This window comes from Pseudomonas putida (genome assembly GCA_029953615.1).
Lineage (GTDB): Bacteria > Pseudomonadota > Gammaproteobacteria > Pseudomonadales > Pseudomonadaceae > Aquipseudomonas.
The window spans coordinates 3,405,589-3,429,869 of the sequence record CP124529.1 but is presented as its reverse complement, the minus strand read 5'-3'; the positions used below and the strand labels follow the sequence as shown (position 1 = coordinate 3,429,869).

Annotated in this window: 23 protein-coding genes and 3 pseudogenes; 9 read left to right on the top strand and 17 right to left on the bottom strand. The window is 63.7% G+C overall.

The genetic code is table 11. The features are described from left to right. Positions 1-55: 55 nt before the first annotated feature. Entirely contained in the window at positions 56-544 is a 489-nt protein-coding gene (locus QIY50_15770; GenBank protein WGV18895.1) for an RDD family protein, read from the top strand. 176 nt (positions 545-720) lie between these two features. Here QIY50_15770 and lptG read toward each other — a convergent pair whose 3' ends face one another. Then, positions 721-1,782: an LPS export ABC transporter permease LptG gene (gene lptG, locus QIY50_15765; protein WGV18894.1), complete on the bottom strand. Its 1,062-nt coding sequence runs from the start codon at positions 1,780-1,782 to the stop codon at positions 721-723. Then, on the bottom strand, positions 1,775-2,890 hold the full coding sequence (lptF, locus tag QIY50_15760; protein ID WGV18893.1) for an LPS export ABC transporter permease LptF: 1,116 nt from the start codon (positions 2,888-2,890) through the stop codon (positions 1,775-1,777). Before lptF ends, lptG begins: the two co-directional genes overlap by 8 nt. Before the next feature lie 301 nt (positions 2,891-3,191). On the opposite strand from lptF, the gene QIY50_15755 reads away from it, so the two are divergent. The 5 genes and pseudogenes from QIY50_15755 to rlmF all read left to right on the top strand — a co-directional run bounded on the left by QIY50_15755 (position 3,192) and on the right by rlmF (position 9,664). After that, entirely contained in the window at positions 3,192-4,685 is a 1,494-nt protein-coding gene (locus tag QIY50_15755; GenBank protein ID WGV18892.1) for a leucyl aminopeptidase, read from the top strand. 49 nt (positions 4,686-4,734) lie between these two features. Further along, positions 4,735-5,166 (top strand): DNA polymerase III subunit chi, encoded by a 432-nt coding sequence (locus QIY50_15750; GenBank protein WGV18891.1) that lies wholly within the window; start codon positions 4,735-4,737, stop codon positions 5,164-5,166. A gap of 5 nt (positions 5,167-5,171) precedes the next feature. Continuing rightward, the gene (locus QIY50_15745) at positions 5,172-5,537 is read left to right on the top strand and encodes a DNA polymerase III subunit chi (protein WGV18890.1); all 366 of its coding nucleotides are present in this window, start codon (positions 5,172-5,174) and stop codon (positions 5,535-5,537) included. Positions 5,538-5,747: 210 nt separating this feature from the next. Continuing rightward, positions 5,748-8,595 (top strand): annotated as a pseudogene (locus tag QIY50_15740) (valine--tRNA ligase). A 118-nt stretch (positions 8,596-8,713) separates the two neighbouring features. Next, complete coding sequence (gene rlmF / locus QIY50_15735; GenBank protein ID WGV18889.1) at positions 8,714-9,664, top strand: 23S rRNA (adenine(1618)-N(6))-methyltransferase RlmF; 951 nt, start codon at positions 8,714-8,716, stop codon at positions 9,662-9,664. A 50-nt stretch (positions 9,665-9,714) separates the two neighbouring features. Here rlmF and QIY50_15730 read toward each other — a convergent pair whose 3' ends face one another. Then, positions 9,715-9,996 (bottom strand): HU family DNA-binding protein, encoded by a 282-nt coding sequence (locus tag QIY50_15730; GenBank protein WGV18888.1) that lies wholly within the window; start codon positions 9,994-9,996, stop codon positions 9,715-9,717. 365 nt (positions 9,997-10,361) lie between these two features. Between QIY50_15730 and yejK the strand changes: the two genes are divergently transcribed. Next, entirely contained in the window at positions 10,362-11,375 is a 1,014-nt protein-coding gene (gene yejK / locus QIY50_15725; GenBank protein ID WGV23065.1) for a nucleoid-associated protein YejK, read from the top strand. Here the strand turns inward: yejK and QIY50_15720 are convergent. From QIY50_15720 to QIY50_15655, 14 genes and pseudogenes are all read right to left on the bottom strand, one after another. After that, positions 11,323-11,670: a GIY-YIG nuclease family protein gene (locus tag QIY50_15720; GenBank protein ID WGV18887.1), complete on the bottom strand. Its 348-nt coding sequence runs from the start codon at positions 11,668-11,670 to the stop codon at positions 11,323-11,325. The two genes, yejK and QIY50_15720, sit on opposite strands and share 53 nt — an antisense overlap. Next, a complete protein-coding gene (locus QIY50_15715; GenBank protein WGV18886.1) occupies positions 11,663-12,139 on the bottom strand; it encodes a nuclear transport factor 2 family protein in 477 nt (158 codons plus the stop codon). Before QIY50_15715 ends, QIY50_15720 begins: the two co-directional genes overlap by 8 nt. 179 nt (positions 12,140-12,318) lie before the next feature. Next, positions 12,319-13,600, bottom strand: a pseudogene (locus QIY50_15710) (CynX/NimT family MFS transporter). A gap of 13 nt (positions 13,601-13,613) precedes the next feature. Continuing rightward, positions 13,614-14,264, bottom strand: coding sequence for a FadR/GntR family transcriptional regulator (locus QIY50_15705; protein ID WGV18885.1), 651 nt, complete (start codon positions 14,262-14,264; stop codon positions 13,614-13,616). A gap of 237 nt (positions 14,265-14,501) precedes the next feature. Continuing rightward, the gene (hisC, locus tag QIY50_15700) at positions 14,502-15,548 is read right to left on the bottom strand and encodes a histidinol-phosphate transaminase (protein ID WGV18884.1); all 1,047 of its coding nucleotides are present in this window, start codon (positions 15,546-15,548) and stop codon (positions 14,502-14,504) included. Between the two features lie 2 nt (positions 15,549-15,550). Further along, on the bottom strand, positions 15,551-16,876 hold the full coding sequence (gene hisD, locus QIY50_15695) for a histidinol dehydrogenase (protein ID WGV18883.1): 1,326 nt from the start codon (positions 16,874-16,876) through the stop codon (positions 15,551-15,553). Positions 16,877-17,010: 134 nt separating this feature from the next. Beyond that, complete coding sequence (hisG, locus tag QIY50_15690; protein ID WGV18882.1) at positions 17,011-17,646, bottom strand: ATP phosphoribosyltransferase; 636 nt, start codon at positions 17,644-17,646, stop codon at positions 17,011-17,013. A 179-nt stretch (positions 17,647-17,825) separates the two neighbouring features. Further along, positions 17,826-19,091 (bottom strand): UDP-N-acetylglucosamine 1-carboxyvinyltransferase, encoded by a 1,266-nt coding sequence (murA, locus tag QIY50_15685; protein ID WGV18881.1) that lies wholly within the window; start codon positions 19,089-19,091, stop codon positions 17,826-17,828. 23 nt (positions 19,092-19,114) lie between these two features. Continuing rightward, positions 19,115-19,354, bottom strand: coding sequence for a BolA family protein (locus QIY50_15680; GenBank protein ID WGV18880.1), 240 nt, complete (start codon positions 19,352-19,354; stop codon positions 19,115-19,117). 117 nt (positions 19,355-19,471) lie between these two features. Further along, a complete protein-coding gene (locus QIY50_15675) occupies positions 19,472-19,774 on the bottom strand; it encodes an STAS domain-containing protein (GenBank protein ID WGV18879.1) in 303 nt (100 codons plus the stop codon). Beyond that, positions 19,771-20,419: pseudogene (locus QIY50_15670) on the bottom strand (ABC transporter substrate-binding protein). Before QIY50_15670 ends, QIY50_15675 begins: the two are co-directional and overlap by 4 nt. A 9-nt stretch (positions 20,420-20,428) precedes the next feature. Continuing rightward, the gene (gene mlaD / locus QIY50_15665; GenBank protein ID WGV18878.1) at positions 20,429-20,914 is read right to left on the bottom strand and encodes an outer membrane lipid asymmetry maintenance protein MlaD; all 486 of its coding nucleotides are present in this window, start codon (positions 20,912-20,914) and stop codon (positions 20,429-20,431) included. Beyond that, positions 20,914-21,711, bottom strand: coding sequence for a lipid asymmetry maintenance ABC transporter permease subunit MlaE (gene mlaE / locus QIY50_15660; GenBank protein WGV18877.1), 798 nt, complete (start codon positions 21,709-21,711; stop codon positions 20,914-20,916). The genes mlaD and mlaE overlap by 1 nt, the downstream gene beginning before the upstream one ends. Continuing rightward, entirely contained in the window at positions 21,711-22,520 is an 810-nt protein-coding gene (locus QIY50_15655) for an ATP-binding cassette domain-containing protein (protein ID WGV18876.1), read from the bottom strand. Before QIY50_15655 ends, mlaE begins: the two co-directional genes overlap by 1 nt. Before the next feature lie 248 nt (positions 22,521-22,768). Between QIY50_15655 and QIY50_15650 the strand changes: the two genes are divergently transcribed. After that, positions 22,769-23,743 (top strand): KpsF/GutQ family sugar-phosphate isomerase, encoded by a 975-nt coding sequence (locus QIY50_15650; protein WGV18875.1) that lies wholly within the window; start codon positions 22,769-22,771, stop codon positions 23,741-23,743. 12 nt (positions 23,744-23,755) lie between these two features. Beyond that, on the top strand, positions 23,756-24,280 hold the full coding sequence (locus tag QIY50_15645; GenBank protein ID WGV18874.1) for an HAD family hydrolase: 525 nt from the start codon (positions 23,756-23,758) through the stop codon (positions 24,278-24,280). Position 24,281 lies beyond the last annotated feature (1 nt).

The window sequence follows — 24,281 nt, the reverse complement described above, 5'->3', positions numbered from 1 at the left end:
CAGGGGCTTTTTTTTGCCCGTAGAATAGCGGCTTCGTCTTCTGGAGCCGTTCTGCATGTCCAAGCCTCTGCTCACACCCCAGGGTGATTTTCCGCCGGTCGGCCTGGGCCGGCGCCTGGCGGCGATGTTCTACGACTTCCTGCTGTGCACGGCGCTGCTTATCGTGACCGCCGGTGCCTACAAGATGATCCAGATGGCGATCATCGGCGAAGCTCGCATGCGTGAGCTGACCGAAGCTGGCGCGCTGGACGGCGACCCGCTGCTGTCGACGGTGCTTCTGTTCGCCTTGTTCGGCTTCTTTGCCAAGTTCTGGATCCATGGCGGGCAGACCCTGGGCATGCAGGTGTGGGGCGTGCGGGTACAGAACGCAGACGGCACGGCTATCAGCCTGTGGCAGGCACTGTTGCGCTTTGTGGTGTCGATCGCGTCGTGGCTGTGCCTGGGGCTGGGGTTCCTCTGGGTGCTGATCGACAAGCGCAAACGCGGCTGGCATGACATTTATTCGGAAAGCCAACTGGTGCGGGTGCCGAAGCAGAAGAAATGAGCTGAGACCTGTATTGCCTGCTCCCGCCTCTTCGCGGGCTCGCCCGCTCCCACAGGAACCTCACAAGCCTGGGGACCTGTGATGAACCTGTGGAAGCGGGCAAGCCCGCGAAGAAGCCAACACAGATGCCAGCAAAAAGCCGACCCTGAGGTCGGCTTTTTTTGCAGCTCAGGCCATCAACCGGCCCGGCGCAACAACCACACACCGGCCAGCGCACAGATGCCTGCCGGAATCACCACCGCCAACAGCGGCGGGAAGCCGAACACCTGGCTCGACGGCCCCAGCAGGTCCTGGGCGATGCGGAACACGAAGCCCACCAGCACACCGGTGAATACGCGCTGGCCCAGGGTCACCGAACGCAGCGGGCCGAAGATGAAGGAAATCGCCATCAGCACCAGCGCCGCGGTCACCATCGGCTGCAACACCTTGGTCCAGAACGCCAGCCAGTAACGGGCATTGTTCAGCCCCTGGTCTGACAGGTAGTGGATGTAGTCCCACAGCCCGGTGATGGACAGCGACTCCGGCGCCAGGATCACGGTATTGAGCAGTTGCGGCGTGAGCGAAACATCCCAGCGCTCTTGCGGCGTGTTCACCACTTCGGTGTGGTCGCCACGGAAGAAGGTGGTGCGCACGTCGGCGAGCAGCCAATGGTCATCCTGGTACTGCGCTCGGCGGGCAAAGCTCGAGGTGACGATCTTGCGCTCGCTGTCGAAGCGGTAGCGGGTCACCCCCAGCAGCAGGCCGTTGGGCTGCACGGCGTTGATGTGCACGAACTCCTCGCCCTGGCGGTGCCACATGCCGCGCTTGGAGCTTTGCGCATCACCACCGCCCTGTGCCAGGGAACGGTCGGCCTGGGCCTTGTTCTCGGTCACCGGTGCCACGTATTCACCGATCAGCAGGCCGACCAGCATCAGCACCAGCATCGGCTTCATCACCGCCCAGACGATGCGGCCGATGGACACTCCGGCGGCGCGCATGATGGTCAGTTCGCTGCTGCTGGCCAGGCTGCCCAGGCCGATCAGGCAACCGATCAGGGCGGCCATCGGCAGCATTTCGTAGAGGCGCCGTGGGGCGGTGAGCAAAACGAAGTTGCCCGCCTCCATCACCGTGTAGGTATCGCTGAGGTCGCTCATTTCATCAATGAAGGCGAACAGCGAGGCCAGGCCAAGGATGATCCCCAGTACGGCGAGAATGGCCAGCAGCACGCTCTGGCCGATGTAACGGTCGAGCTTACCCATGGGCCACCTCCGCACGACGGGCGGCGCGCTTGAGGCGCAGCGGTTCCCAGTACATCAGGCCCAGGCCGATCAGGAGGAACAGGCCGTGGACCCACCACATGCCCAGGGCGATCGGCAGTTTGCCCTTCTCGAGGGCGCCACGTACGGAAATCAGCATTGTCAGGTAGGCCATGTACAGAAGAATTGCCGGCAGCAGCTTGAGGAAGCGGCCCTGGCGCGGGTTGACCCGCGACAGCGGTACCGCCAGCAGGGTGACGACGAACACCAGGATCGGCAGCGACAGCCGCCATTGCAGCTCGGCGCGCTCACGCAGGCCCTTTTTGCCGATCAGCTCGGAGGTGGGGACGGCCTCGCGTTCGGTCACTTCCTCGCTGACCTCCGGCTTGGGCAGCAGCACGCCGTAAGTGTCGTACTTGATGGCGCGGTAGTCGGCCTGGCCCGGGTTGCCGTCGTAACGGTAGCCGTTTTCCAGTACCAGGTAGCGGTTGCCGTCAGCCTGAATTTCCTGGTGGCCTTTTTCAGCAACCAGCACCGACGGCGCACGGTCCTTGGTCTTGTCCTGGTTGAAGCGTTTCTCGGAGATGAACACGCCGGCCAGGTTGATGCGGTCGTCCGACAGCTCTTCGGTGTACGTCACCCGCGAACCGTCGCGCAGGGTCTGGAAGCGGCCTGGCACCAGGGTATCGAACTCGGTCAGGGCATCCTGCTGGCTGATGATCTGCTGCACCTGGGCCACGCCCAGCGGCGCCAGGCTGAGGCTCAGCCAGGCCACCAGCAGGGCGACCAGCGCGGCGGGGGCCATGGTCAGGCCCAGCAGGCGTTGCTGGCTCATGCCGGTGGCCGACAGCACGGTCATCTCGCTTTCCAGGTACAGGCGCCCGTACGCCAGCAGAATGCCGAGGAACAGCCCCAGAGGCAGAATCAGCTGCAGGAAGCCCGGCAGGCGGAAGCCCATGATCAGGAACAGCACGCTCGGGTCGAGCACGCCCTGGGCAGCCTGGGCCAGGTACTTGATGAAGCGCCCACTCATGATGATCACCAGCAGCACGGCGCTGACGGCGCTCAAGGTCACCAGGACCTCGCGGGACAGATAACGAAAGACGATCAAACCAGACACTCCTGGGTTGTCAGGGCGGACTGCCAATCAGTGGCGCCAGACAATGACTTAGTACAGCCAAGACCAATGCCGGTTCGCCAAAGGCGAACCTCCATGTAAAGTGCGCGCATTATCCTGTGATTGACCGCCCCTGTCACTTCGCCGCGCATGAAGGCGCATAACGGGGTTGTCAGCACGCTTGCCGCAGGCTCAAACTGGCAGCTTTTCCGCCGGCGCGCGACGACGCGGCCAGGCCCGCCCAGAGCGCTGGAAGACACAGCGCCGACTGTATCGATCATTCGGGGATCCTGACATGGAACTGGTTGTAAAAAGCGTAGCTGCTGCATCCGTAAAAACCGCCACCCTGGTCCTCCCGGTAGGTGAAAACCGCAAGCTCGGCGCCGTGGCCAAGGCCGTGGACCAGGCCAGCGAAGGCGCCATCAGTGCCGTGCTCAAGCGTGGCGACCTGGCCGGCAAGCCGGGCCAGACCCTGCTGCTGCAGAGCCTCCCGGGCCTGAAGGCCGAGCGCGTATTGCTGGTGGGCAGCGGCAAGGACGAAGCGCTTGGCGACCGCGCCTGGCGCAAACTGGTTGCCAGCGTCGCCGGTGTGCTCAAGGGCCTGAACGGCGCTGATGCCGTGCTGGCACTGGACGACATCGCAGTCAGCAACCGCGACGCCCACTACGGCAAGTACCGCCTGCTGGCCGAAACCCTGCTCGATGGCGATTACGTGTTCGACCGCTTCAAGAGCCAGAAGGCCGAACCACGCACCCTGAAGAAGGTCACCCTGCTGGCCGACAAGGCCGGCCAGGCCGAGGTCGAACGTGCGCTCAAACACGCCGGCGCCATCGCCACCGGCATGGCCTTCACCCGCGACCTCGGCAACCTGCCGCCCAACCTGTGCCACCCAAGCTTCCTGGCCGAACAGGCCAAGGACCTGGGCAAGGCGCACAAGGCGCTGAAGGTCGAAGTACTGGACGAGAAGAAGATCAAGGACCTGGGCATGGGCGCGTTCTACGCCGTCGGCCAAGGCAGCGACCAGCCACCACGCCTGATCGTGCTCAACTACCAGGGCGGCAAGAAGACCGAGAAGCCGTTCGTGCTGGTGGGCAAGGGCATTACCTTCGACACCGGCGGCATCAGCCTCAAGCCTGGTGCCGGCATGGACGAAATGAAATACGACATGTGCGGTGCCGCCAGCGTGCTCGGCACCCTGCGTGCGGTGCTCGAACTGCAGCTGCCGGTCAACCTCGTGTGCCTGCTGGCCTGCGCCGAGAACATGCCAAGTGGCGGCGCCACCCGCCCGGGTGACATCGTCACTACCATGAGCGGGCAGACCGTGGAAATCCTCAACACCGACGCCGAAGGCCGCCTGGTGCTGTGCGACACCCTGACCTACGCCGAGCGTTTCAAGCCGCAGGCAGTCATCGACATCGCCACCCTGACCGGTGCCTGCATCGTCGCCCTGGGCAGCCACACCACCGGCCTGATGGGCAACAACGACGACCTGGTCGGCCAGTTGCTCGACGCTGGCAAGCGCGCCGACGACCGTGCCTGGCAGCTGCCGCTGTTCGATGAGTACCAGGAACAACTGGACAGCCCGTTCGCCGACATGGGCAACATTGGTGGGCCGAAGGCCGGCACCATCACCGCCGGCTGCTTCCTGTCGCGCTTTGCCAAGGCCTACGACTGGGCGCACATGGACATCGCCGGCACCGCCTGGGTCAGTGGTGGCAAGGACAAGGGCGCCACTGGCCGCCCTGTGCCCCTGCTGACCCAGTACCTGCTGGACCGCGCTGGCGCCTGACGCCGTGAAGCCGGTGGCGCCCCGCACGCCACCGGCCGGCGATACCACCATGAGCAAAGTCGATTTCTACATCCTGCCCACCGACTCGCTGTCGGCGCGGCTCGATTTCGCCTGCAAGCTGTGCGAAAAGGCCTGGCGCCTCGGCCACCGGGTCTACCTGCATTGCCAGGACGCCGAGCAGCGCGATGAGCTGGACCAACGCCTGTGGCGCTTCAAGGGCGAGGCCTTCGTGCCCCACGATCTCGCGGAGGTGCATGCCGACGCCAGCGTGGCATTGGGCCTGGCGGCCGACAGTGCAGGCAATCACCACGACCTGCTGATCAACCTGGGCGCCGGCGTACCGGGCTTTGTCGGCCAGTTCGAGCGGGTGGCCGAAATCGTCGTTGAGGAGCCTGGCATCCGCCAATCGGCCCGTGACCGATTCCGTTTCTACCGTGAACAGGGCTATGCTCTGCAAGACCACCGCTTACAGCGACTTTGACGACGATGGACAAGCCCTCCCCCCTGCCCGACTCCACCCATCTGCTCGATGACCTCGAGTCGATCCGCCAGCTGCTTGGCGACGCCGACCTGCAACCACCGCTGCTGACCGAGACGGTGGAGCAGATCCCGTTGCTGCTGGAAGAAGCGCCCGGCAACCCTGTGCCTGTGGCCGAACCGGTTGAGCCCGAGCCCGAAGACGACCCGCAGACCCGCCGCCAGGACACCCTGCTGCACCTGGAAAGCGAGCTGCGCGCGGCGGCGCAGATGATCATGCAGGACGTTATCAACGACTTTACCCCGCACATCGAGAACGAGATCAAGCGCCGGCTGGATGCGCGGATCGAGCGGTTGATCAAGCGTTCCGAGTAATACCGGGTATCAGCGGCGCCTGCTTCGCGGGCACGCCCGCTCCCACAGGTACGGTGCAAGCTTCGAGACTTGCACCGTACCTGTGGGAGCGGGCGTGCCCGCGAAGCAGGCGCCACGGTTCCGTCAGTTGTCAGCAGCTTGTCGCCTGCGGCCCCCAGCTTGGTTATACTTCCCGGCTTTCCCGAATAAATGCACAGGGTCCCGCCGCGCATGGATAAGACCTACCAGCCGCACGCCATCGAAACTTCCTGGTACAACACCTGGGAGTCCGAGAACTATTTCGCCCCACAAGGTGCAGGCGAGTCCTACACCATCATGATCCCGCCGCCGAACGTGACCGGCAGCCTGCACATGGGCCACGGGTTCAACAACGCGATCATGGACGCCCTGATCCGTTTCCGCCGCATGCAAGGCCGCGACACCCTGTGGCAGCCAGGTACCGACCACGCCGGCATCGCCACCCAGATGCTGGTCGAGCGCCAGCTCGAGGCCAAAGGCCAGAATCGCCACGACCTGGGCCGCGAAAAGTTTCTGGAAAAGGTCTGGGAATGGAAGGACCAGTCCGGCGGCAACATCAGCCGTCAGATCCGTCGCCTGGGCTCGTCGGTCGACTGGAGCCGCGAACGCTTCACCATGGACGACGGCCTGTCCGAAGCGGTCAAGGAAGCCTTCGTGCGCCTGCATGAAGACGGCCTGATCTACCGCGGCAAGCGCCTGGTCAACTGGGACACCAAGCTGCACACGGCCATCTCTGACCTCGAAGTGGAAAACCACGACGAGAAGGGCCACCTGTGGAACCTGCGCTACCCGCTGGCCGACGGCGCGAAGACCGCCGAAGGCAAGGACTACCTGGTAGTCGCCACCACCCGTCCGGAAACCCTGCTGGGTGACGCTGCCGTGGCGGTCAACCCGAATGACGAGCGCTACCAGGCACTGATCGGCAAGTTCGTCGTATTGCCGCTGGTCGGCCGTCGCATCCCGATCATCGCCGACGACTACTGCGACCCCGAGTTCGGTACCGGCTGCGTGAAGATCACCCCGGCCCACGACTTCAACGACTACGAAGTCGGCAAGCGCCACAACCTGCCGCTGCTGAACATCTTCGACAAGAACGCCTTCGTGCTGGCCAGCGCCCAGGCTTTCAACCTCGACGGCAGCGTCAACGAGCAGGTCGACACCCGGTTGCCGGCCCAGTACGCCAACCTCGACCGCTTCGTCGCGCGCAAGCAGATCGTCGCCGACCTGGACGCCCAGGGCCTGCTGGTGAGCATCGACGACCACGCCCTGAAAGTGCCGAAAGGCGACCGTTCGGGTACCGTCATCGAGCCGTGGCTGACCGACCAGTGGTACGTTTCCACCAAGCCGCTGGCAGAACCTGCCATCGCCGCCGTGGAAGATGGCCGCATCCAGTTCGTGCCCAAACAGTACGAGAACATGTACTTCTCGTGGATGCGTGACATCCAGGACTGGTGCATCAGCCGCCAGCTGTGGTGGGGCCACCGCATCCCGGCTTGGTACGACGAGGCCGGCCAGGTCTATGTCGGCCGCAACGAGGAAGAGGTGCGCGCCAAGCATAACCTGGGCGCCGACGTGGTCCTGCGCCAGGACGACGACGTCCTCGACACCTGGTTCAGTTCGGGCCTGTGGACCTTCTCCACCCTGGGCTGGCCGGAGCAGACCGAGTTCCTCAAGAAGTTCCACTCCACTGATGTGCTGGTGACCGGCTTCGACATCATCTTCTTCTGGGTTGCGCGCATGATCATGCTGACCATGCACCTGATCAAGAACGAGGATGGCACCCCGCAGGTACCGTTCAAGACTGTGTACGTGCCACGGCCTGGTCCGTGACGGCCAGGGCCAGAAGATGTCCAAGTCCAAGGGCAACGTACTGGACCCGCTGGACATCGTAGACGGCATCACCCTCGACGCCCTGCTGGAAAAACGCACCAGCGGCATGATGCAGCCCAAGCTGGCCGAAAAAATCGCCAAGCAGACCAAGGCCGAGTTCCCCGAAGGTATCGCCAGCTACGGCACCGACGCCCTGCGCTTCACCTTCTGCTCGCTGGCCTCCACCGGCCGTGACATCAAGTTCGACATGGGCCGCGTAGAAGGCTACCGCAACTTCTGCAACAAGATCTGGAACGCCGCCCGCTACGTGCTGGACAAGGGCGAGGACTGCGGCCAGAACGGCGAAGCCGTCGAGCTGTCGCTGGCCGACCGCTGGATCATCTCGCAGTTGCAGCGCACCGAAGCCGAAGTGACCCGCCAGCTGGAGCAGTTCCGCTTCGACCTGGCCAGCCAGGCACTGTACGAGTTCATCTGGAACCAGTACTGCGACTGGTACCTGGAGCTGTCCAAGCCGGTGCTGTGGGACGAGAACGCCCCTGTCGAGCGCGCCCGTGGCACCCGCCGCACCCTGGTGCGCGTGCTGGAAGTGGCGCTGCGCCTGGCGCACCCGTTCATGCCGTTCATCACCGAAGAAATCTGGCAGCGCATCGCGCCGCTGGCCGGCATCCACGGCAAGACCATCATGCTGCAGCCGTGGCCGGTGGCCAATGAAAGCCGCATCGACGCCGCCGCCGAAGGTGACATCGAGTGGCTCAAGGAGCTGATGGTCGGCCTGCGCAACATCCGCGCCGAGATGAACATCGGCCCGGGCAAGCCGCTGCCGCTGTTCCTGAAGAACGCCAACGCCGACGACCAGCGTCGCCTGCAGGAAAACGAAGCCCTGCTGAAGAAGCTGGCCAAGGTCGAATCGTTCACCGTACTGGGCGATGCCGACGAAGCGCCGCTGTCGGCCACCGCCCTGGTCGGTGACCTGCAAGTGCTGGTGCCGATGGCCGGCCTGATCGACAAGGATGCCGAGCTGGCGCGCCTGAACAAGGAAATCCAGCGCCTGCAAGGTGAAGTGGCACGCGTGGGCGGCAAGCTGTCCAACGCCGCCTTCGTCGACAAGGCACCGCCTGCAGTGATCGAGAAGGAACGCGCCAAGCTGGCCGAGTCCGAACAGGCCCTGGCCAACTTCACCGAGCAACATGCGCGGATTGCAGCGCTGTAATCAAAAGTGAAGCCATAGCGGGCTGCTTCGCAGCCCATCGCCGGCAAGCCAGCTCCCACAGGAAAAGCGCTGTACCTGTGGGAGCTGGCTTGCCGGCGATGCTTTTCAGGACTCGACAATGACCCAGAAACCCACCCTGCACCCGCGCAACCGCCACCAGGGCCGCTACGACTTCCCCAGCCTGATCAAGGCCCACCCTGACCTGGCGCGCTTCACCATCACCAACCCCCACGGCAAACCCAGCATCGACTTCGCCAACCCTGAGGCCGTGCGGGTGTTCAACCGTGCCCTGCTCAAGGCCCAGTACGGCATCCAGCACTGGGATATCCCCGCCGACTATCTATGCCCGCCGATTCCCGGACGCGCCGACTACATCCACGTCGCCGCCGACCTGCTGGCCGACGACAATGCCGGCGAGATTCCCAAGGGCGCCCAGGTGCGCGCACTGGACATCGGCGTGGGCGCCAACTGCATCTACCCGTTGCTGGGGCACACCGACTACCGCTGGCGCTTCCTCGGTTCGGACATCGACCCCGTGGCCCTGGCATCGGCCAAGGCCATCGTCCAGGCCAATGGCCTGGGCAAGGCCATCAGCCTGCGCCAGCAGGCCAACCGTGCGCACATCCTCAGCGGCCTGCTGCAGGAAGACGAACGCTTCGACCTGACCCTGTGCAACCCGCCCTTCCATGCCTCACGCGACGAAGCCACCCGTGGCAGCCAGCGCAAGTGGAAGAACCTGGGCAAGCAGGACCCCAAGCGCAAGCTGCCGGTGCTCAACTTCGGCGGTCAGAACAATGAACTGTGGTGCGAAGGCGGCGAGATCCGCTTTGTCACCCAACTGGTCAGCGAAAGCGTGCAGTACGCCAAGCAGGTCTTGTGGTTCACCAGCCTGGTGTCCAAGGCCAGCAACCTGCCGGGGATCGAGGCCGCGCTAAAGAAAGCGGGCGCCAAGGCCGTGCGCACCCGTGAAATGGGCCAGGGGCAGAAGCAAAGCCGCATGGTCGCCTGGAGCTACCACGACGACGCCGCGCGCCAGGCCTGGCACGCCGGGCGTAAAACCCAGGCATGAAAAAACCGCGCCCGGGCAAGCCGGGCGCGGTTTCGTCAAAGCTTCAACAATTACTTGTTGATGGCGTCGGTCAGCACTTTGGCTGGCACGAACTTGACGACTTTCTTGGCAGCGATTTCGATGGCAGCGCCAGTCGAAGGGTTGCGGCCGGTACGGGCAGGACGCTCGGTGACTTTCAGCTTGCCGATGCCTGGCAGAGTGATTTCAGCGCCGTTTTCCAGCTGGTCGGCAACGATCTGGCCCAGTTGCTCCAGAGCGTTCTTGGCGGTGGCTTTTGGCGCGGCGATCGATTCGGCGATGTCGGCAATCAGTTGGTCTTTGGTCAATGCCATGGTGGTGTTCCTTCCCTATCAAATTCGATGGTTATGCAGCGGACTACGACGTTATCGGGCCAGCCCCTGAAAGTGGAGGGCCGCGCCAATCGCGTATGTAGATACGCAAATCGACGTTTGGTTCGACACGACGACAGCACGCTGCCAGCAATGCGCCACACAAGGGGCGCAAGACCGCGCAAAGCTACCACAGGAGCGGATAAATATCCGCTGCGCACTTCGATTTAATGCAGGTTTTTCGGGGGTTTTAGCCGAAAACGCACAAATCTGAACAAAAAACGAACAACCGGCATTTCTGCCAACATCCGGCCACTGCATCACCTGGTGTCTAAGGTAAACTGCACGACTTTTGCAGCTCGCCGAGAATTCCATGTCCAATCCGTCATTGCATCGTTCACCTGATCGACAAAAAGCCCGATGGCAGCCCCGCCGTGCTGCATGCCCGCGACTCCGAACTGGCCGCCTCCGACGCCATCGAAAACCTGCTGGCCGACCTCAATGACAGCTACAACGCCAAGCAAGGCAAGGCTTGGGGTTTTTTCCACGGTGAGTCTGGCGCCTACCCGCTCAGTGGCTGGCTGAAGCAGTACCTGGACGAAGAAAAGGACTTTACCGCCTTCAGCCGCGTGGCCGTGGAGCACCTGCAGAAGCTGATGGAAGAATCCAACCTGTCGACCGGTGGCCACATCCTGTTTGCCCACTACCAGCAAGGCATGACCGAATACCTGGCGATCGCCCTGCTGCACCACAGCGAAGGCGTGGCGGTGAACGCCGAACTCGACGTGATGCCTTCGCGCCACCTCGACCTTGGGCAGCTGCACCTGGCGGCGCGCATCAACCTGTCGGAGTGGAAGAACAACCAGAACTCCAAACAGTACATTTCGTTCATCAAGGGCAAGAACGGCAAGAAAGTCTCGGACTACTTCCGTGACTTCATCGGCTGCCAGGAAGGCGTCGACGGCCCGGGCGAAACCCGCACCCTGCTCAAGGCCTTCAGCGACTTCGTCGAGAGCGAAGACCTGCCTGAAGAGTCCGCCCGCGAAAAAACCCAGACCCTGGTCGAGTACGCCACTACCCAGACCAAGCTGGGCGAGCCGGTCACACTTGAGGAGCTGTCCAGCCTGATCGACGAGGACCGGCCCAAGGCGTTCTACGACCACATTCGCAACAAGGACTACGGCCTGTCGCCGGAAATCCCCGCGGACAAGCGCACCCTCAACCAGTTCCGCCGTTTCACCGGGCGTGCCGAGGGGCTGTCGATCAGCTTCGAAGCGCACCTGCTGGGGGACAAGGTCGAATATGACGAAGAAGCAGGGACCTTGATCATCAAGGGCCTTCCGACCACCTTGGTGGATCAGCTGAAGCGGCGCAAGGACTGATGGCCCCGAGGGCTGCTGCGCCATAGGAAGCCACCAACGCCTCCTTCGCCGACTTGCGCAGCCGCTTCACCAGCCGCTCCTGGCGCAACGCCTCGCCCTTGTCCGGCCATTGCTCCACATACACCAGCGCCTGGGCCGGGCTGGTCTTGAAGTAGCGCGCGCCCTGCCCTTTCTGGTGCGCCAGGAAGCGCCGCTGCGGGTCATCGCTGATGCCGCAGTACAACGAACCATTGGCCGCCCGCACCAGGTAGACATACCAGGGCTTGCTGACAGCGACTTCGTCGATTTCACTCACCCCGGGCCTGCTGGAACGCGCGCAACCCTTTGAATGCCTGCTGGCGTACCTTGTTCTGCACCAGCGGCGACCAGCCCAGCAGCACGCCTGGCATACCCAGCGCCTGCCGCGCCCAGCGCCACATGTCGAAGTGGTCATCGTGCTGGCAGATCAGCCCGTCACGGATCACGAAACGCGCCTGGATATCGTTGACCACGGTGCGGCCGGTCTGGCTGAACAGGTAGGTCGCAACCCAGTGCGCTCCACCACTACGCTCGTCAGCGCGGACGCTGTCGAAGGTCAGGGTGAAGTCCTTGGCGCGAGTGGTGAGCATCCGCCACATGTCGCCTGCATCCTTGCCGCGCAGGGTGCCGAAGACCGGGTCGCTGAAGACGATATCGTCGCTGTAGCAGGCGACCATGGCCTCGGCGTCCAGGCGCTGGAATGCCTGGTAGAAGCGGGTGATCAGGTCGCGGTTGGCGTCGCTCATGGGGGCTGGTCCGTCCTGGGGGATGAAAGCAGCACGATAAGCTGCCACGACGCCTTACGCCAGTGCCGGCCTCTTCGCGGGCTCGCCCGCTCCCACAGGTACAGCACAGCATTCAAGGTGTGCGCGATCCCTGAGGGAGCGGGCATGCCCGCGAAGAGGCCGCTACTGCCAACAGCCCTTCAGACCCTCTCGCTGCTCACCTGCACATGCAAAGCCCGCCCGGCCCCCAGGCCCGAACACGATGGCACCTACACCCAACACGGCAAAAATCCACCCCACTGCCGCCCAGCCCCCGGTCAGGTCATGCACCAGCCCCACTGCAAATGGCCCCATCGACGCCAGCGTGTACCCCACCCCCTGCGCCATGCTCGACAGGTTCGCCGCCACATGGGCATCCTTCGAGCGCAGCACGATCAAGGTCAGCGCCAGGGCAAAGGTACCGCCCTGCCCCAGGCCCAGCACCACCGCCCAGCCCCACAGCCCGGAAAGCGGCGCATAAAGGCAACCGAACAGACCAGCCAGGGTAATCAGCATGACCAGCACGATCGCCAGCCGCTGGTCCTTGCCGCGAGTGGCCAGCCAGGGCGCACTGAGCGAACTGGCCAGCTGCACGATTACCGAACCCGACAGCACCAGCCCCGCTTCGGTCGGGCTCAGGCCGCGGCCGATCAGGATCGATGGCAACCAGCCGAAGACAATGTAGGCCAGCGAAGACTGCAAGCCCATGTACAGGGTCACTTGCCAGGCCAGCGGATCACGCCAAAGCCCACGCACGCGGTAGGCCACCTTGTGCAGACCATGGCCCTGGCGGGCTTGCGGCAGCCATACCAACATGGCCAGCAGAGCCGGCAACACCCAGAAACCCAGCCCCAGCGCCCAGCTGTCGTCGAAATGCCGGGCCAGGGGTACCGTGGCACCCGCCGCCATGGCCGCGCCCAGGCACAACGCCATGGTGTACACGCCGGTGAGAGTGCCAGCGTGCTGCGGGAAGTCGCGCTTGACTATCCCCGGCAGCAATACACCAACAATACCGATACTGGCCCCCGCCATCAGGCTGCCGAGGAACACCCCGATAGCGCCAAAGGTACTGCGTAGCACAATGCCCAACGCCAGGGTGAGAAGAATACCGAGGATCACCCGCTCGCTGCCAAAGCGCCGCGCCAGCACCGGCGCCAAGGGGGCGAACAGGCCCAGGCACAGCACCGGCAGGGTGGTCAGCAAACCGGCCTGCGAGGCATTCAGCCCCAACCCTTCGGCAACCTGGCCCAGCACCGGCGCCATGCTCGACAGCGCCGGGCGCAGGTTCAGGGCCACCAGCACCAGGCCCAGCAGCAATAGCCAGGGCCGCCGCACGACCACGGGCTGCTGCTGGACCTGCTCGTCGTCAGCCTCGGCGTCGATCAGCAATTCATCGAGGTCCCGCTCGTTCGATGGAGTGTTACGGGTGATGGATTCAGGCATGGCCTTCTCGGAGTCAGGATTCGATAAGGGTACGGCTCAGGCGCTTGGCCCGCTCCGCATCGCGTTGCTCGATGGCGGTGAGGATCTGCCCATGCAGGTCGAACGTGGCCTGGCAGCGCGGTACGGTCGCCATGTTGCGCTGCAGCGCGGCAGCCACTACCCCGGAAAAGTACCGGTACAGTTCACTCAAGGCCGGGTTATGGGCGGCATCGACCAAGCGCTGGTGAAACACCAGGTCGCAGGCCACATAAGCATCGATATCACCGTGAAAATGCCTGGCACTGTTGGCCAGGGCATCACGCAGCGCTTGCAGGTCGGCGTCGGTACGGCGCAGCGCTGCAAGGCCGATAGCCTCGGCTTCGAGGATGTGGCGGGTTTCACGGGCCTGCTCGGGCGTGCAACGGGACATCGCCTGCACCGCCTGCAGCGGGTCCTGGGCAGTGCGCAGGTAGCTGCCGTCGCCCTGGCGTATCTCTACCAGGCCACTGAACGCCAGCACGCGCATGGCCTCGCGTACGGTGTTGCGGCTGATGCCCAACTGCAGGGCCAGTTCCGGTTCGGTCGGCAGGCGCTGACCGACTTGCCAGTCGCCCAACTCGATGCGTTCGCGCATGCGCTCGACGGCCAGTTCGACCAGGGAGCGCTTGGTTAATTCGGTGCCCATACAACTCAACCAATCATCCGATGAATTTGCTTAGCTTACTAGCGAGCAAGGCGTTTGTCATTGCCACTGCGCTGCCTGTACTGACGCAATCGCCGGCAAGCCAGCTCCCACCACACCGACCTCAAGCCATGTGCAGTATCTGTGGGAGCTGGCTTGCCGGCGATGAGGCCAGCACAGGCAGTAAAGAAAGGTGCTTCCCCAGGGCCTGTGTACCCCGTGGAAGCGGTGGCGATACCGTCAGTTCAACGCATCGAGCAGCGCCTGGTTCATCTCTGGCGTACCGATGGTGATGCGCAGGAACTGGGCAATGCGTGGCTGCTTGAAGTGGCGCACGATCACGCCCTGCTCACGCAGGCGTGCAGCCAGCTCACCGGCATCTTGTTGCGGATGGCGGGCGAAGATGAAGTTGGCCGCCGACGGCAGCACTTCGAAGCCCTTGGCCTGCAGCTGCTCGACCAACACCTCGCGGCTGTCGATCACCTTGCGGCAGGTTTCCTCGAAGTACTCGCGGTCCTCGAACGCCACCGCCGCGCCGATGATCGCGGCACGATCCAGCGGGTAGGAGTTGAAGCTGTTCTTGATCCGCTCCAGCGCCTCGATCAGGTCCGGGTGGCCCACCGCCAGGCCAACCCGCAGCCCGGCTAGCGAGCGCGACTTCGACAGGGTCTGGGTGACCAGCAGGTTGTCGTAGCGGTCCACCAGGCTGATCGCCGTTTCACCACCGAAATCGATGTAGGCCTCATCGACCACCACCACCGAATCACGGTTGGCCTGCAGCAGCTGCTCCACCGCCTGCAATGGCATCAGGCAGCCGGTCGGCGCGTTGGGGTTGGGGAAGATGATGCCGGCATTGGGCTTGTGGTAGTCCTCGATGCGGATCTGGAACTGCTCGTCCAGCGCCACCTGTTCGAAGGCGATCCCGTAGAGCCCACAGTACACCGGGTAGAAGCTGTAGCTGATGTCCGGGAACAGCAGCGGTGCGTCGTGCTGGAACAGGCCATGGAAGATGTGCGCCAGTACTTCGTCCGAACCGTTGCCGACGAACACTTGCGCCGGGGTCACGCCGTAGTACTCGGCCACCGCCTGCTTCAGCCGGTCACTGTTCGGGTCCGGGTACAGGCGCAGGTTGTCGTTCAGCTCGCCGCGCATGGCCTCCAGCGCCTTGGGCGACGGGCCGTAGGGGTTTTCGTTGGTGTTCAGCTTGACCAGGCGGGCCAGCTTGGGCTGCTCGCCCGGCACGTAAGGCACCAGGTCCTTGACGAAGGGGCTCCAGAATCGACTCATGCTCAGTTCCCCTTCTCTTGGGTCAGGATGCGGTATTCAGCGCTGCGGGCGTGGGCGGTCAGCGATTCGCCACGGGCCAGGACCGAGGCGGTGTGGCCCAGCTCGGACGCCCCCTGCTCGGAGCAGAAAATGATCGACGAACGCTTCTGGAAGTCATACACCCCCAGTGGCGACGAGAATCGCGCAGTGCCGGAAGTCGGCAGCACGTGGTTGGGCCCTGCGCAGTAGTCGCCCAGCGCTTCGCTGGTGTGGCGGCCCATGAAGATCGCGCCAGCGTGGCGGATGTGCGGCAACCAGGCCTGCGGGTCGGCCACCGACAGTTCCAGGTGTTCCGGCGCGATGCGGTTGGCCACTTCCATGGCCTGCTGCATGTCACGCACCTGGATCAGCGCACCACGGCCATTGATCGACTTCTCGATGATCTCGGCGCGCTCCATGGTCGGCAGCAGCTTGTCGATGCTGGCGGCAACCCGGTCGAGGAAGGCGGCATCGGGGCTGACCAGGATGGCCTGGGCATCTTCGTCGTGCTCTGCCTGGGAGAACAGGTCCATGGCGATCCAGTCCGGGTCGGTCTGGCCGTCGCACACCACGAGGATTTCCGACGGCCCGGCGATCATGTCGATACCCACCTGGCCGAACACATGGCGCTTGGCGGTGGCGACGTAGATGTTGCCCGGGCCGACAATCTTGTCCACCTGCGGCACGCTTTCGGTACCGTAGGCCAGCGCGGCCACAGCCTGGGCGCCACCAACGGTGAACACACGGTCGACACCGGCGATGCAGGCAGCCGCCAGCACCAGCTCGTTGACCTCGCCACGCGGGGTCGGCACCACCATCACCACCTCGGCCACGCCGGCAACCTTGGCCGGGATGGCGTTCATCAGTACCGACGACGGGTACGACGCCTTGCCGCCCGGCACATACAGGCCGGCGCGGTCCAGCGGGGTGACCTTCTGGCCAAGCACGGTGCCGTCGGCTTCGGTGTACTGCCAGGAATCCTGCTTCTGCCGCTCGTGGTACATGCGCACACGGTTGGCGGCCTTTTCCAGGGTTTCGCGCTGGGCCGGGGTAATGCGGGTCAGGGCCAGCTCCAGGCGCTCGCGACCGAGGATCAGGTCACCAATCGACTTGGCATCGACGCCATCGAAACGCTGGGTGAATTCCACCAGTGCCGCATCGCCGCGCTCGCGCACGGCCTTGATGATGTCGAGCACTCGCTGGTTGACCGCGTCATCGGACACACTTTCCCAGCTCAGCAGATGATCCAGATGTCGGGCGAAATCCGGGTCAGCAGCGTTGAGACGGGCAATTGCAGTGGACACGGTCATGGCGAGGGCCTCGATTATTGGCGAATGCTCAGGCGCCCTAGGCTACCAGTCCATCCGCGCGGGCACCCGAGAAAAATGGCTATGACGCGGATAGACGGGCGCGACAGCGAAGGTCGCGCACAGAAGGTAGTAAGTCAGCCGCGGTGTCGCGATTCGACCGCTCCGCGCAGCGTGTCGATCAGGCTCTGGATACGGGCGTGCTGCATTTTCATGGAGGCCTTGTTGACCACCAGGCGCGAGCTGATCGTGGCGATCAGTTCCTGGGGTTCCAGGCCGTTGGCACGCAGGGTATTGCCGGTGTCGACCACGTCGATGATCTTGTCGGCGAGGTTGATCAGCGGTGCCAGTTCCATCGAGCCGTACAGCTTGATGATGTCGACCTGGCGGCCCTGTTCGGCGTAGTAGCGTTTGGCTACGTTGACGAACTTGGTCGCCACGCGCAGACGGCCCTTGGGCTCGGGTGCACCAACCACGCCAGCGGTCATCAGCTTGCAACGGGCAATCTGCAGGTCCAGGGGCTCGTACAGGCCCTGGCCGCCATACTCCATCAGCACATCCTTGCCGGCCACACCCAGGTCGGCGGCACCATGCTCGACATAGGTCGGCACATCGGTGGCACGCACGATCAGCAGGCGCACATCGTCCTGCGTGGTGGGGATGATCAGTTTGCGGCTCTTGTCCGGGTTCTCGGTCGGCACGATACCGGCCTCGGCCAGCAACGGCAGGGTATCGTCGAGAATACGGCCTTTGGAAAGCGCGATGGTCAACATTGGAACGTCGGTCCTTAAGCGGCTACTGCCGGCCGGGCGCAGAGCCCGACCGCATTCAATTCGTTAGGCCCATCCTGTAGGAGCGGGCTAGCCCGCGAACACCGGCAGAGCCGGTGCCATGAACCGCGGAGGCTTCTTCGCGGGCATGCCCGCTCCCACAGGATGTGCCAGGCAGATAACTAGCCCGGTACGCGACGGATCTTCGCGCCCAGCATCTGCAGTTTTTCTTCGATGCACTCGTAACCACGGTCGATGTGGTAGATGCGATCGATCAGGGTATCGCCTTCGGCTACCAGCGCCGACAGCACCAGGCTGGCGGAAGCTCGCAGGTCGGTGGCCATTACCGGGGCACCCTTCAGCGCCTTGACGCCAGTGACGATGGCAGTGTTGCCTTCGACCTGGATCTGCGCGCCCATGCGGTGCATTTCGTAGACGTGCATGAAACGGTTTTCGAAGATCGTCTCGATCACCGCGCCAGTACCTTCGGCAATGGCGTTGAGCGAGATGAACTGCGCCTGCATGTCAGTCGGGAACGCCGGGTAGGGAGCGGTACGCAGGTTGACGGCTTTCGGCCGCTTGCCGTGCATGTCCAGCTCGATCCAGTCTTCACCGGTGGTGATGTCGGCGCCGGCTTCCTTGAGTTTTTCCAGGACGGCTTCAAGGATGGTCGGGTCGGTGTCCTTGACCTTGACGCGGCCACCGGTCACGGCAGCGGCCACCAGGTAGGTCCCCGTCTCGATACGGTCCGGCATCACGCGGTAATGGGCCGAATGCAGGCGCTCGACGCCATCGATGGTGATGGTGTCGGTACCAGCGCCCTGGACCTTGCCGCCCATGGCATTGATGAAGTTGGCCAGATCGACCACTTCCGGCTCGCGCGCGGCGTTCTGCAGCACGCTGCGGCCCTTGGCCAGGGCAGCGGCCATCATGATGTTCTCGGTACCGGTCACGCTGACGGTGTCGAAGAAGAAGTGCGCACCGCGCAGGCCACCCTCAGGCGCCTTGGCCTTGATGTAGCCGGCTTCGACTTCGATCTTCGCGCCCATGGCCTCGAGGCCACGGATGTGCAGGTCGACCGGGCGCGAACCAATGGCGCAACCGCCAGGCAGGGCCACTTCGGCCTCACCGAAACGGGCAACCATCGGGCCCAGCACCAGGATCGAGGCGCGCATGGTCTTGACCAGCTCGTAAGGCGCGACCAGGGTCTTGATGGTGCGTGGATCGATCTCCACCGCCAGCTTTTCGTCGATCACAGGCTCGATGCCCATGCGCCCGAAAAGCTCGATCATGGTGGTGATGTCGTGCAGGTGTGGCAGGTTGCCCACGGTGACCGGGCCGTCGGCCAGCAGGGTCGCCGCCAGAATCGGCAGGGCTGCGTTCTTCGCGCCCGAAATGCGGATCTCGCCATCAAGGCGAGCGCCGCCAGTAATAATCAGTTTGTCCATTGGAATCTCGCCGCCACGTTGGCTCAGGTGCGCTCAGCCCAGGCTGCGCTGCTGAAAAATTTCATGGTTACCGCATGGATGCTGCCATTGGCGATCCACGGATTCAGGTGAGCATAGATCGCCTGCTGGCGTTTGACCGGGCTCAGGCCAGCCAACTCGTCGCTGATCACGTTCAACTGGAAGTTGCAGCCTTCGCCTTCAACTTCGACCCGGGAACCCGGCAATTTCTCTTCAAGGAAGCTTTTAACTTCTACGGCCTGCATGCTCAACCTCAATCGGCGCCCGATGCGCACGGGTCGGCCATCATACAAAAAAGCCCCTCGCCTGCGAAGCCCAACGAGGGCTTCGCTGACCGAGGGGCCATCACAAGTGCGTAGCCATCATGTTGCCAGCACTTCATCGAGGTCATAAACCTCGGCAATTTCCCGCATGTCGTCGGGCATGCTGCGCACCAGGCACGCCTTGCCGGCGGCCTGGGCATCGCGCATGAAGGCCAGCAGCAACGACAGGCCGACACTGGTGGAGCGCTGCACTGCCGAGCAATCGAGTACCAACTGCGCCTCGCGACAGGCCGCGATCAGCGCCTTGCCCTGTTTGCGCAGGACCGGCCCGCTGCGGTAGTCCAGCTCGCCTGCCAGGCACAGCACGCCCGGCTCGGCCATGCTTACCCCGGCCTCACTCATTTGACGGTCTTCTCTGGCGAGTTGTCGGCGGCCTGCTTGGCCTTGGCCACTTCGCCGGCCCAGCCGTCAATGGTCTTGTCCAGGTCGTTGCCATTTGCGCTGCATGGCGTCGGCGAACTGGTCGCGGAACAGCTTGCCGATGTTGATGCCGTTGACGATCACGTTACGTACTTTCCATTCGCCACCCAGATTTTCCAGGGTGTACTGCACCGGGTACACGGCGCCATTGTTGCCGGTGACCTTCATGCCCACGGAGGCGCGCTTGCCGTCATCGGCCTTGGCCGGGTCTACGACGATACCCTGGTTGTTGTACTCCAGCAGCGCGTTGCCGTAGAACTGGAACAGGCTGCGCTTGAAGTTTTCCTGGAACCGCTGCATCTGCTCGGGCGTGGCCTTGCGCGAATACTTGACGGTCATGATGCTCTTGGAAATACCGTCGGCGTCGACCACCGGCGCGAGGATCCGGTCGAGGGTGTCGTAGAACGCTTGCGGGTTGGACTTGTATTGTTCCTTGTTGGCCTTGAGCTCACCCAGCAGCTCGGTGGTGGTGCTCTGCACCACGTCGTGCGGCGACTGCGCGGCCAGTGCCATCAGGGGGAAGGCCGCCAACAGGACCAGCAGGCCACGTCGCAGGATGGAAATCATGGAAACTCCTTAATTAGCCGGTTGCGCTTCTTTAGGTTCCTTGCCAACGGAGTTGAGCAGGAACTTGCCAATCAGATCTTCCAGCACCAGCGCCGACTGGGTGTCGTGGATGGTCCCGCCGTCCTTGAGCACCTGGTCCTCACCGCCCACGCTGATGCCGATGTACTTCTCGCCAAGCAGCCCGGCGGTCAGGATCGAGGCAGTGGAGTCGGTCGGCAGGTTGTCCACCGACTTGTCCAGTAGCAGCGTCACCCGACCGGTGTAGGAATCACGGTCCAGATCGATGGCGGTAACCTTGCCGATAGTGACACCGGCCATGGTCACTTTAGCTCTGACCGTCAAACCGGCGATATTGTCGAAGTAGGCATAAACTTTATAGGAATCGCTGCTCGGGCTGGCCGACAGCCCGCTGACACGCAGGGCCAGCAGCAGCAGCGCCAGGATCCCGGCCAGGAGGAACAGGCCGACACCGATTTCCAGGGTGCGGTTTTGCATCAGAAATCTCCAAACATCAAGGCGGTCAGAATAAAGTCCAGACCCAGCACTGCCAATGAGGCATAGACCACGGTCTTGGTGGTGGCACGGCTGATCCCCTCTGAGGTGGGCTCACAGTCGTACCCCTGGAATACGGCGATCCAGGTCGTGACGAAGGCGAATACCAGGCTCTTGATAAGCCCGTTGAGCACGTCGTCGGTGAACGAAACACTGTTCTGCATGTTGGCCCAGAATGAGCCTTCGTAGACGCCCAGCCAGTCCACCGCCACCCACGAGCCGCCCCAGATGCCGACCACGCTGAAAATCAGCGCCAGCAACGGCAGCGAGATGAAACCGGCCCAAAGCCGCGGTGCGACAATGTACTTGAGCGGGTCGACACCGATCATTTCCAGGCTCGACAATTGCTCGGTGGACTTCATGTTGCCAATTTCGGCGGTCAGCGCCGAACCGGCACGGCCGGCGAACAGCAACGCGGTCACCACCGGGCCGAGCTCTCGCAACAGGGTCAGGGCGACCATCTGCCCCACCGCCTGTTCCGAGCCGTACTTGGTCAGGATGCTGAAGCCCTGCAGCGCCAGCACCATGCCGATGAACACGCCGGAGACGACGATGATCGCCAGCGACAGCACGCCCACCGAGTACAGCTGCCTGGTCAGCAGCTGGAAGCCGCCACCGATGCCGCCGCGGCCGATCAGCGCATGGAACAGGAACAGGCAGGATCGCCCCAGCACCGCCAGCACGTCGATTGCCGAGCGGCCCAGCAGGCGGACACGTTCGAGTAAGGATCTTCTGCGCATCAACGCGCTCCCAGCAGGTCGGCGCGGTAGTCAGGCGCAGGGAAGTGGAAAGGTACCGGGCCGTCCGGATCGCCCTTCATGAACTGGCGAATGCGCGGGTTGTCCGAGCCCATCAGTTCGTCAGGCGTCCCCTGGCCCAGCACCTGGCCGTCACCGACCACATAGATGTAGTCGGCAATGCTGGCGGTTTCCGCCAGATCATGGGAAACCACGATGCTGGTGATACCCAGGGCATCGTTGAGCAGGCGGATCAGGCGCACCAATACGCCCATGGCGATCGGGTCCTGGCCGACGAACGGTTCGTCGTACATGAGGATCTGCGGGTCCAGGGCAATCGCCCGGGCCAGCGCCACACGGCGTTTCATGCCACCGGACAGTTCGTCGGGCATCAGGTCGATGGCACCGCGCAGGCCAACGGCCTGCAGTTTCATCAGCACGATATCGCGGATCATTTCGTCCGACAGCTGGGTGTGCACACGCAGCGGGAACGCAACGTTCTCGAAAACATCGAGATCGGTGAACAGCGCGCCGCTCTGGAACAGCACCCCCATTTGCTTGCGGGCGTCGAACAGGTCACTGCGCGACAACGTCGGCAGGTTCTGCCCGGCAACCCAGACCTCACCGCTGGCAGGGCGCAGCTGCGCGCCCATCAGGCGAAGCAACGTGGTCTTGCCGCAACCCGATGGCCCCATGATACCGGTGACCTTGCCGCGCGGGATGCGAATGTCGACGTTGCTGAAAATGCTGCGCGAACCGCGTTTGAAGGTAACCCCCTTCAACTCGACCGCGTAGGCGCTATCCACACTCATCTAGACTCCTTGCTGGTGCAGCCTCGTCCTAATGGACGTCGGCCTTCTTCTGGAAGGCACAAGCGCCCCTGGCAGGCCGAATAGCGGCGAACTATAGCACCGCTGACAGCGCCGCCCCAAGGTCGGCTAACGAGTCGTTCAGCCCTGCGACAGGCTGGCGAGACATTCGCCACGGCAATCGAAAGCGTGAGGGTTTCTTTCATTGCAGCTATAATCGCCGCCTTTTCATCAGGCATTGCTTTTTCGACATGAGCCAATCCAGCGAGCTGATCCAATCCGCCCAACGCACCCTGCGCCTGGAACTCGAGGCCGTAGAGGCCCTGCTGGCGCGCATCGACGACAATTTCGTCAAGGCCTGCGAGCTGATCCTGGCCAGCAAGGGCCGGGTCGTCGTGGTCGGCATGGGCAAGTCCGGGCACATCGGCAACAAGATCGCCGCCACCCTGGCCAGCACCGGCACACCGGCGTTTTTCGTGCACCCGGCCGAAGCCAGCCATGGCGACATGGGCATGATCACCCGTGATGATGTCATCCTTGCCCTGTCGAACTCCGGCAGCACCGCCGAAATCGTCACCCTGCTGCCGCTGATCAAGCGCCTGGGCATCAAGCTGATCAGCCTGACCGGCAATCCGGACTCGCCGCTGGCCCAGGCTGCCGAGGTCAACCTCGACGCCCGCGTCGAGCAAGAGGCCTGCCCGCTGAACCTGGCCCCCACCTCCTCCACCACCGCATCGCTGGTGCTGGGCGACGCGCTGGCCATTGCCCTGCTCGAAGCCCGCGGCTTCACCGCCGAGGACTTTGCCTTCTCGCACCCGGGCGGTGCGCTGGGCCGCCGCCTGCTGCTCAAGGTGGAGAACGTGATGCATGCCGGCGACGAACTGCCTCAGGTACCCCGCGGCACCCTGCTCAAGGACGCACTCCTTGAAATGTCCCGCAAAGGCCTGGGCATGACGGTGATCGTCGAAGCCGACGGCAAGCTGGCCGGGATCTTCACCGACGGCGACCTGCGTCGCAGCCTGGACCGCAACATCGACGTCCACACCACCCTGATCGACCAGGTCATGACCGTGCATGGCAAGACGGCCCGCGCCGAAATGCTCGCGGCCGAGGCCCTGAAGATCATGGAAGACCACAAGATCGGCGCCCTGGTGGTGGTGGACCGCGAGGACCGCCCCACCGGCGCCCTGAACATGCACGACCTGCTGCGCGCCGGCGTAATGTAAAGGAGCGATGGAATGAACCAGGACCTCATGCAACGCGGCAAGCACATCAAGCTGGCAGTGTTCGACGTGGACGGCGTGCTCACCGACGGGCGCCTGTACTTCCTCGAGGACGGCAGCGAATTCAAGACCTTCAACACCCTCGACGGCCAAGGCATCAAGATGCTCATGGCCTCGGGCGTGACCACCGCAATCATCAGCGGGCGCAAGACCCCGGTGGTCGAGCGCCGGGCAAAGAACCTCGGCATTCCGCACCTTTACCAGGGCCGCGAGGACAAACTGGTGGTGCTCGACGGCCTGCTCGCCGAACTGGGCCTGAGCTATGCTCAAGTGGCCTACCTGGGCGACGACCTGCCCGACCTGCCGGTGATTCGCCGGGTCGCCCTGGGCATGGCGGTGGCCAACGCCGCGCCGTTCGTTCGCCAGCACGCCCACGGCGTGACCCAGGCACGGGGCGGCGAAGGCGCGGCCCGTGAATTCTGTGAACTGATCATGCAGGCCCAGGGCACCCTGGACGCTGCCAACGCCAACTACCTGTAAG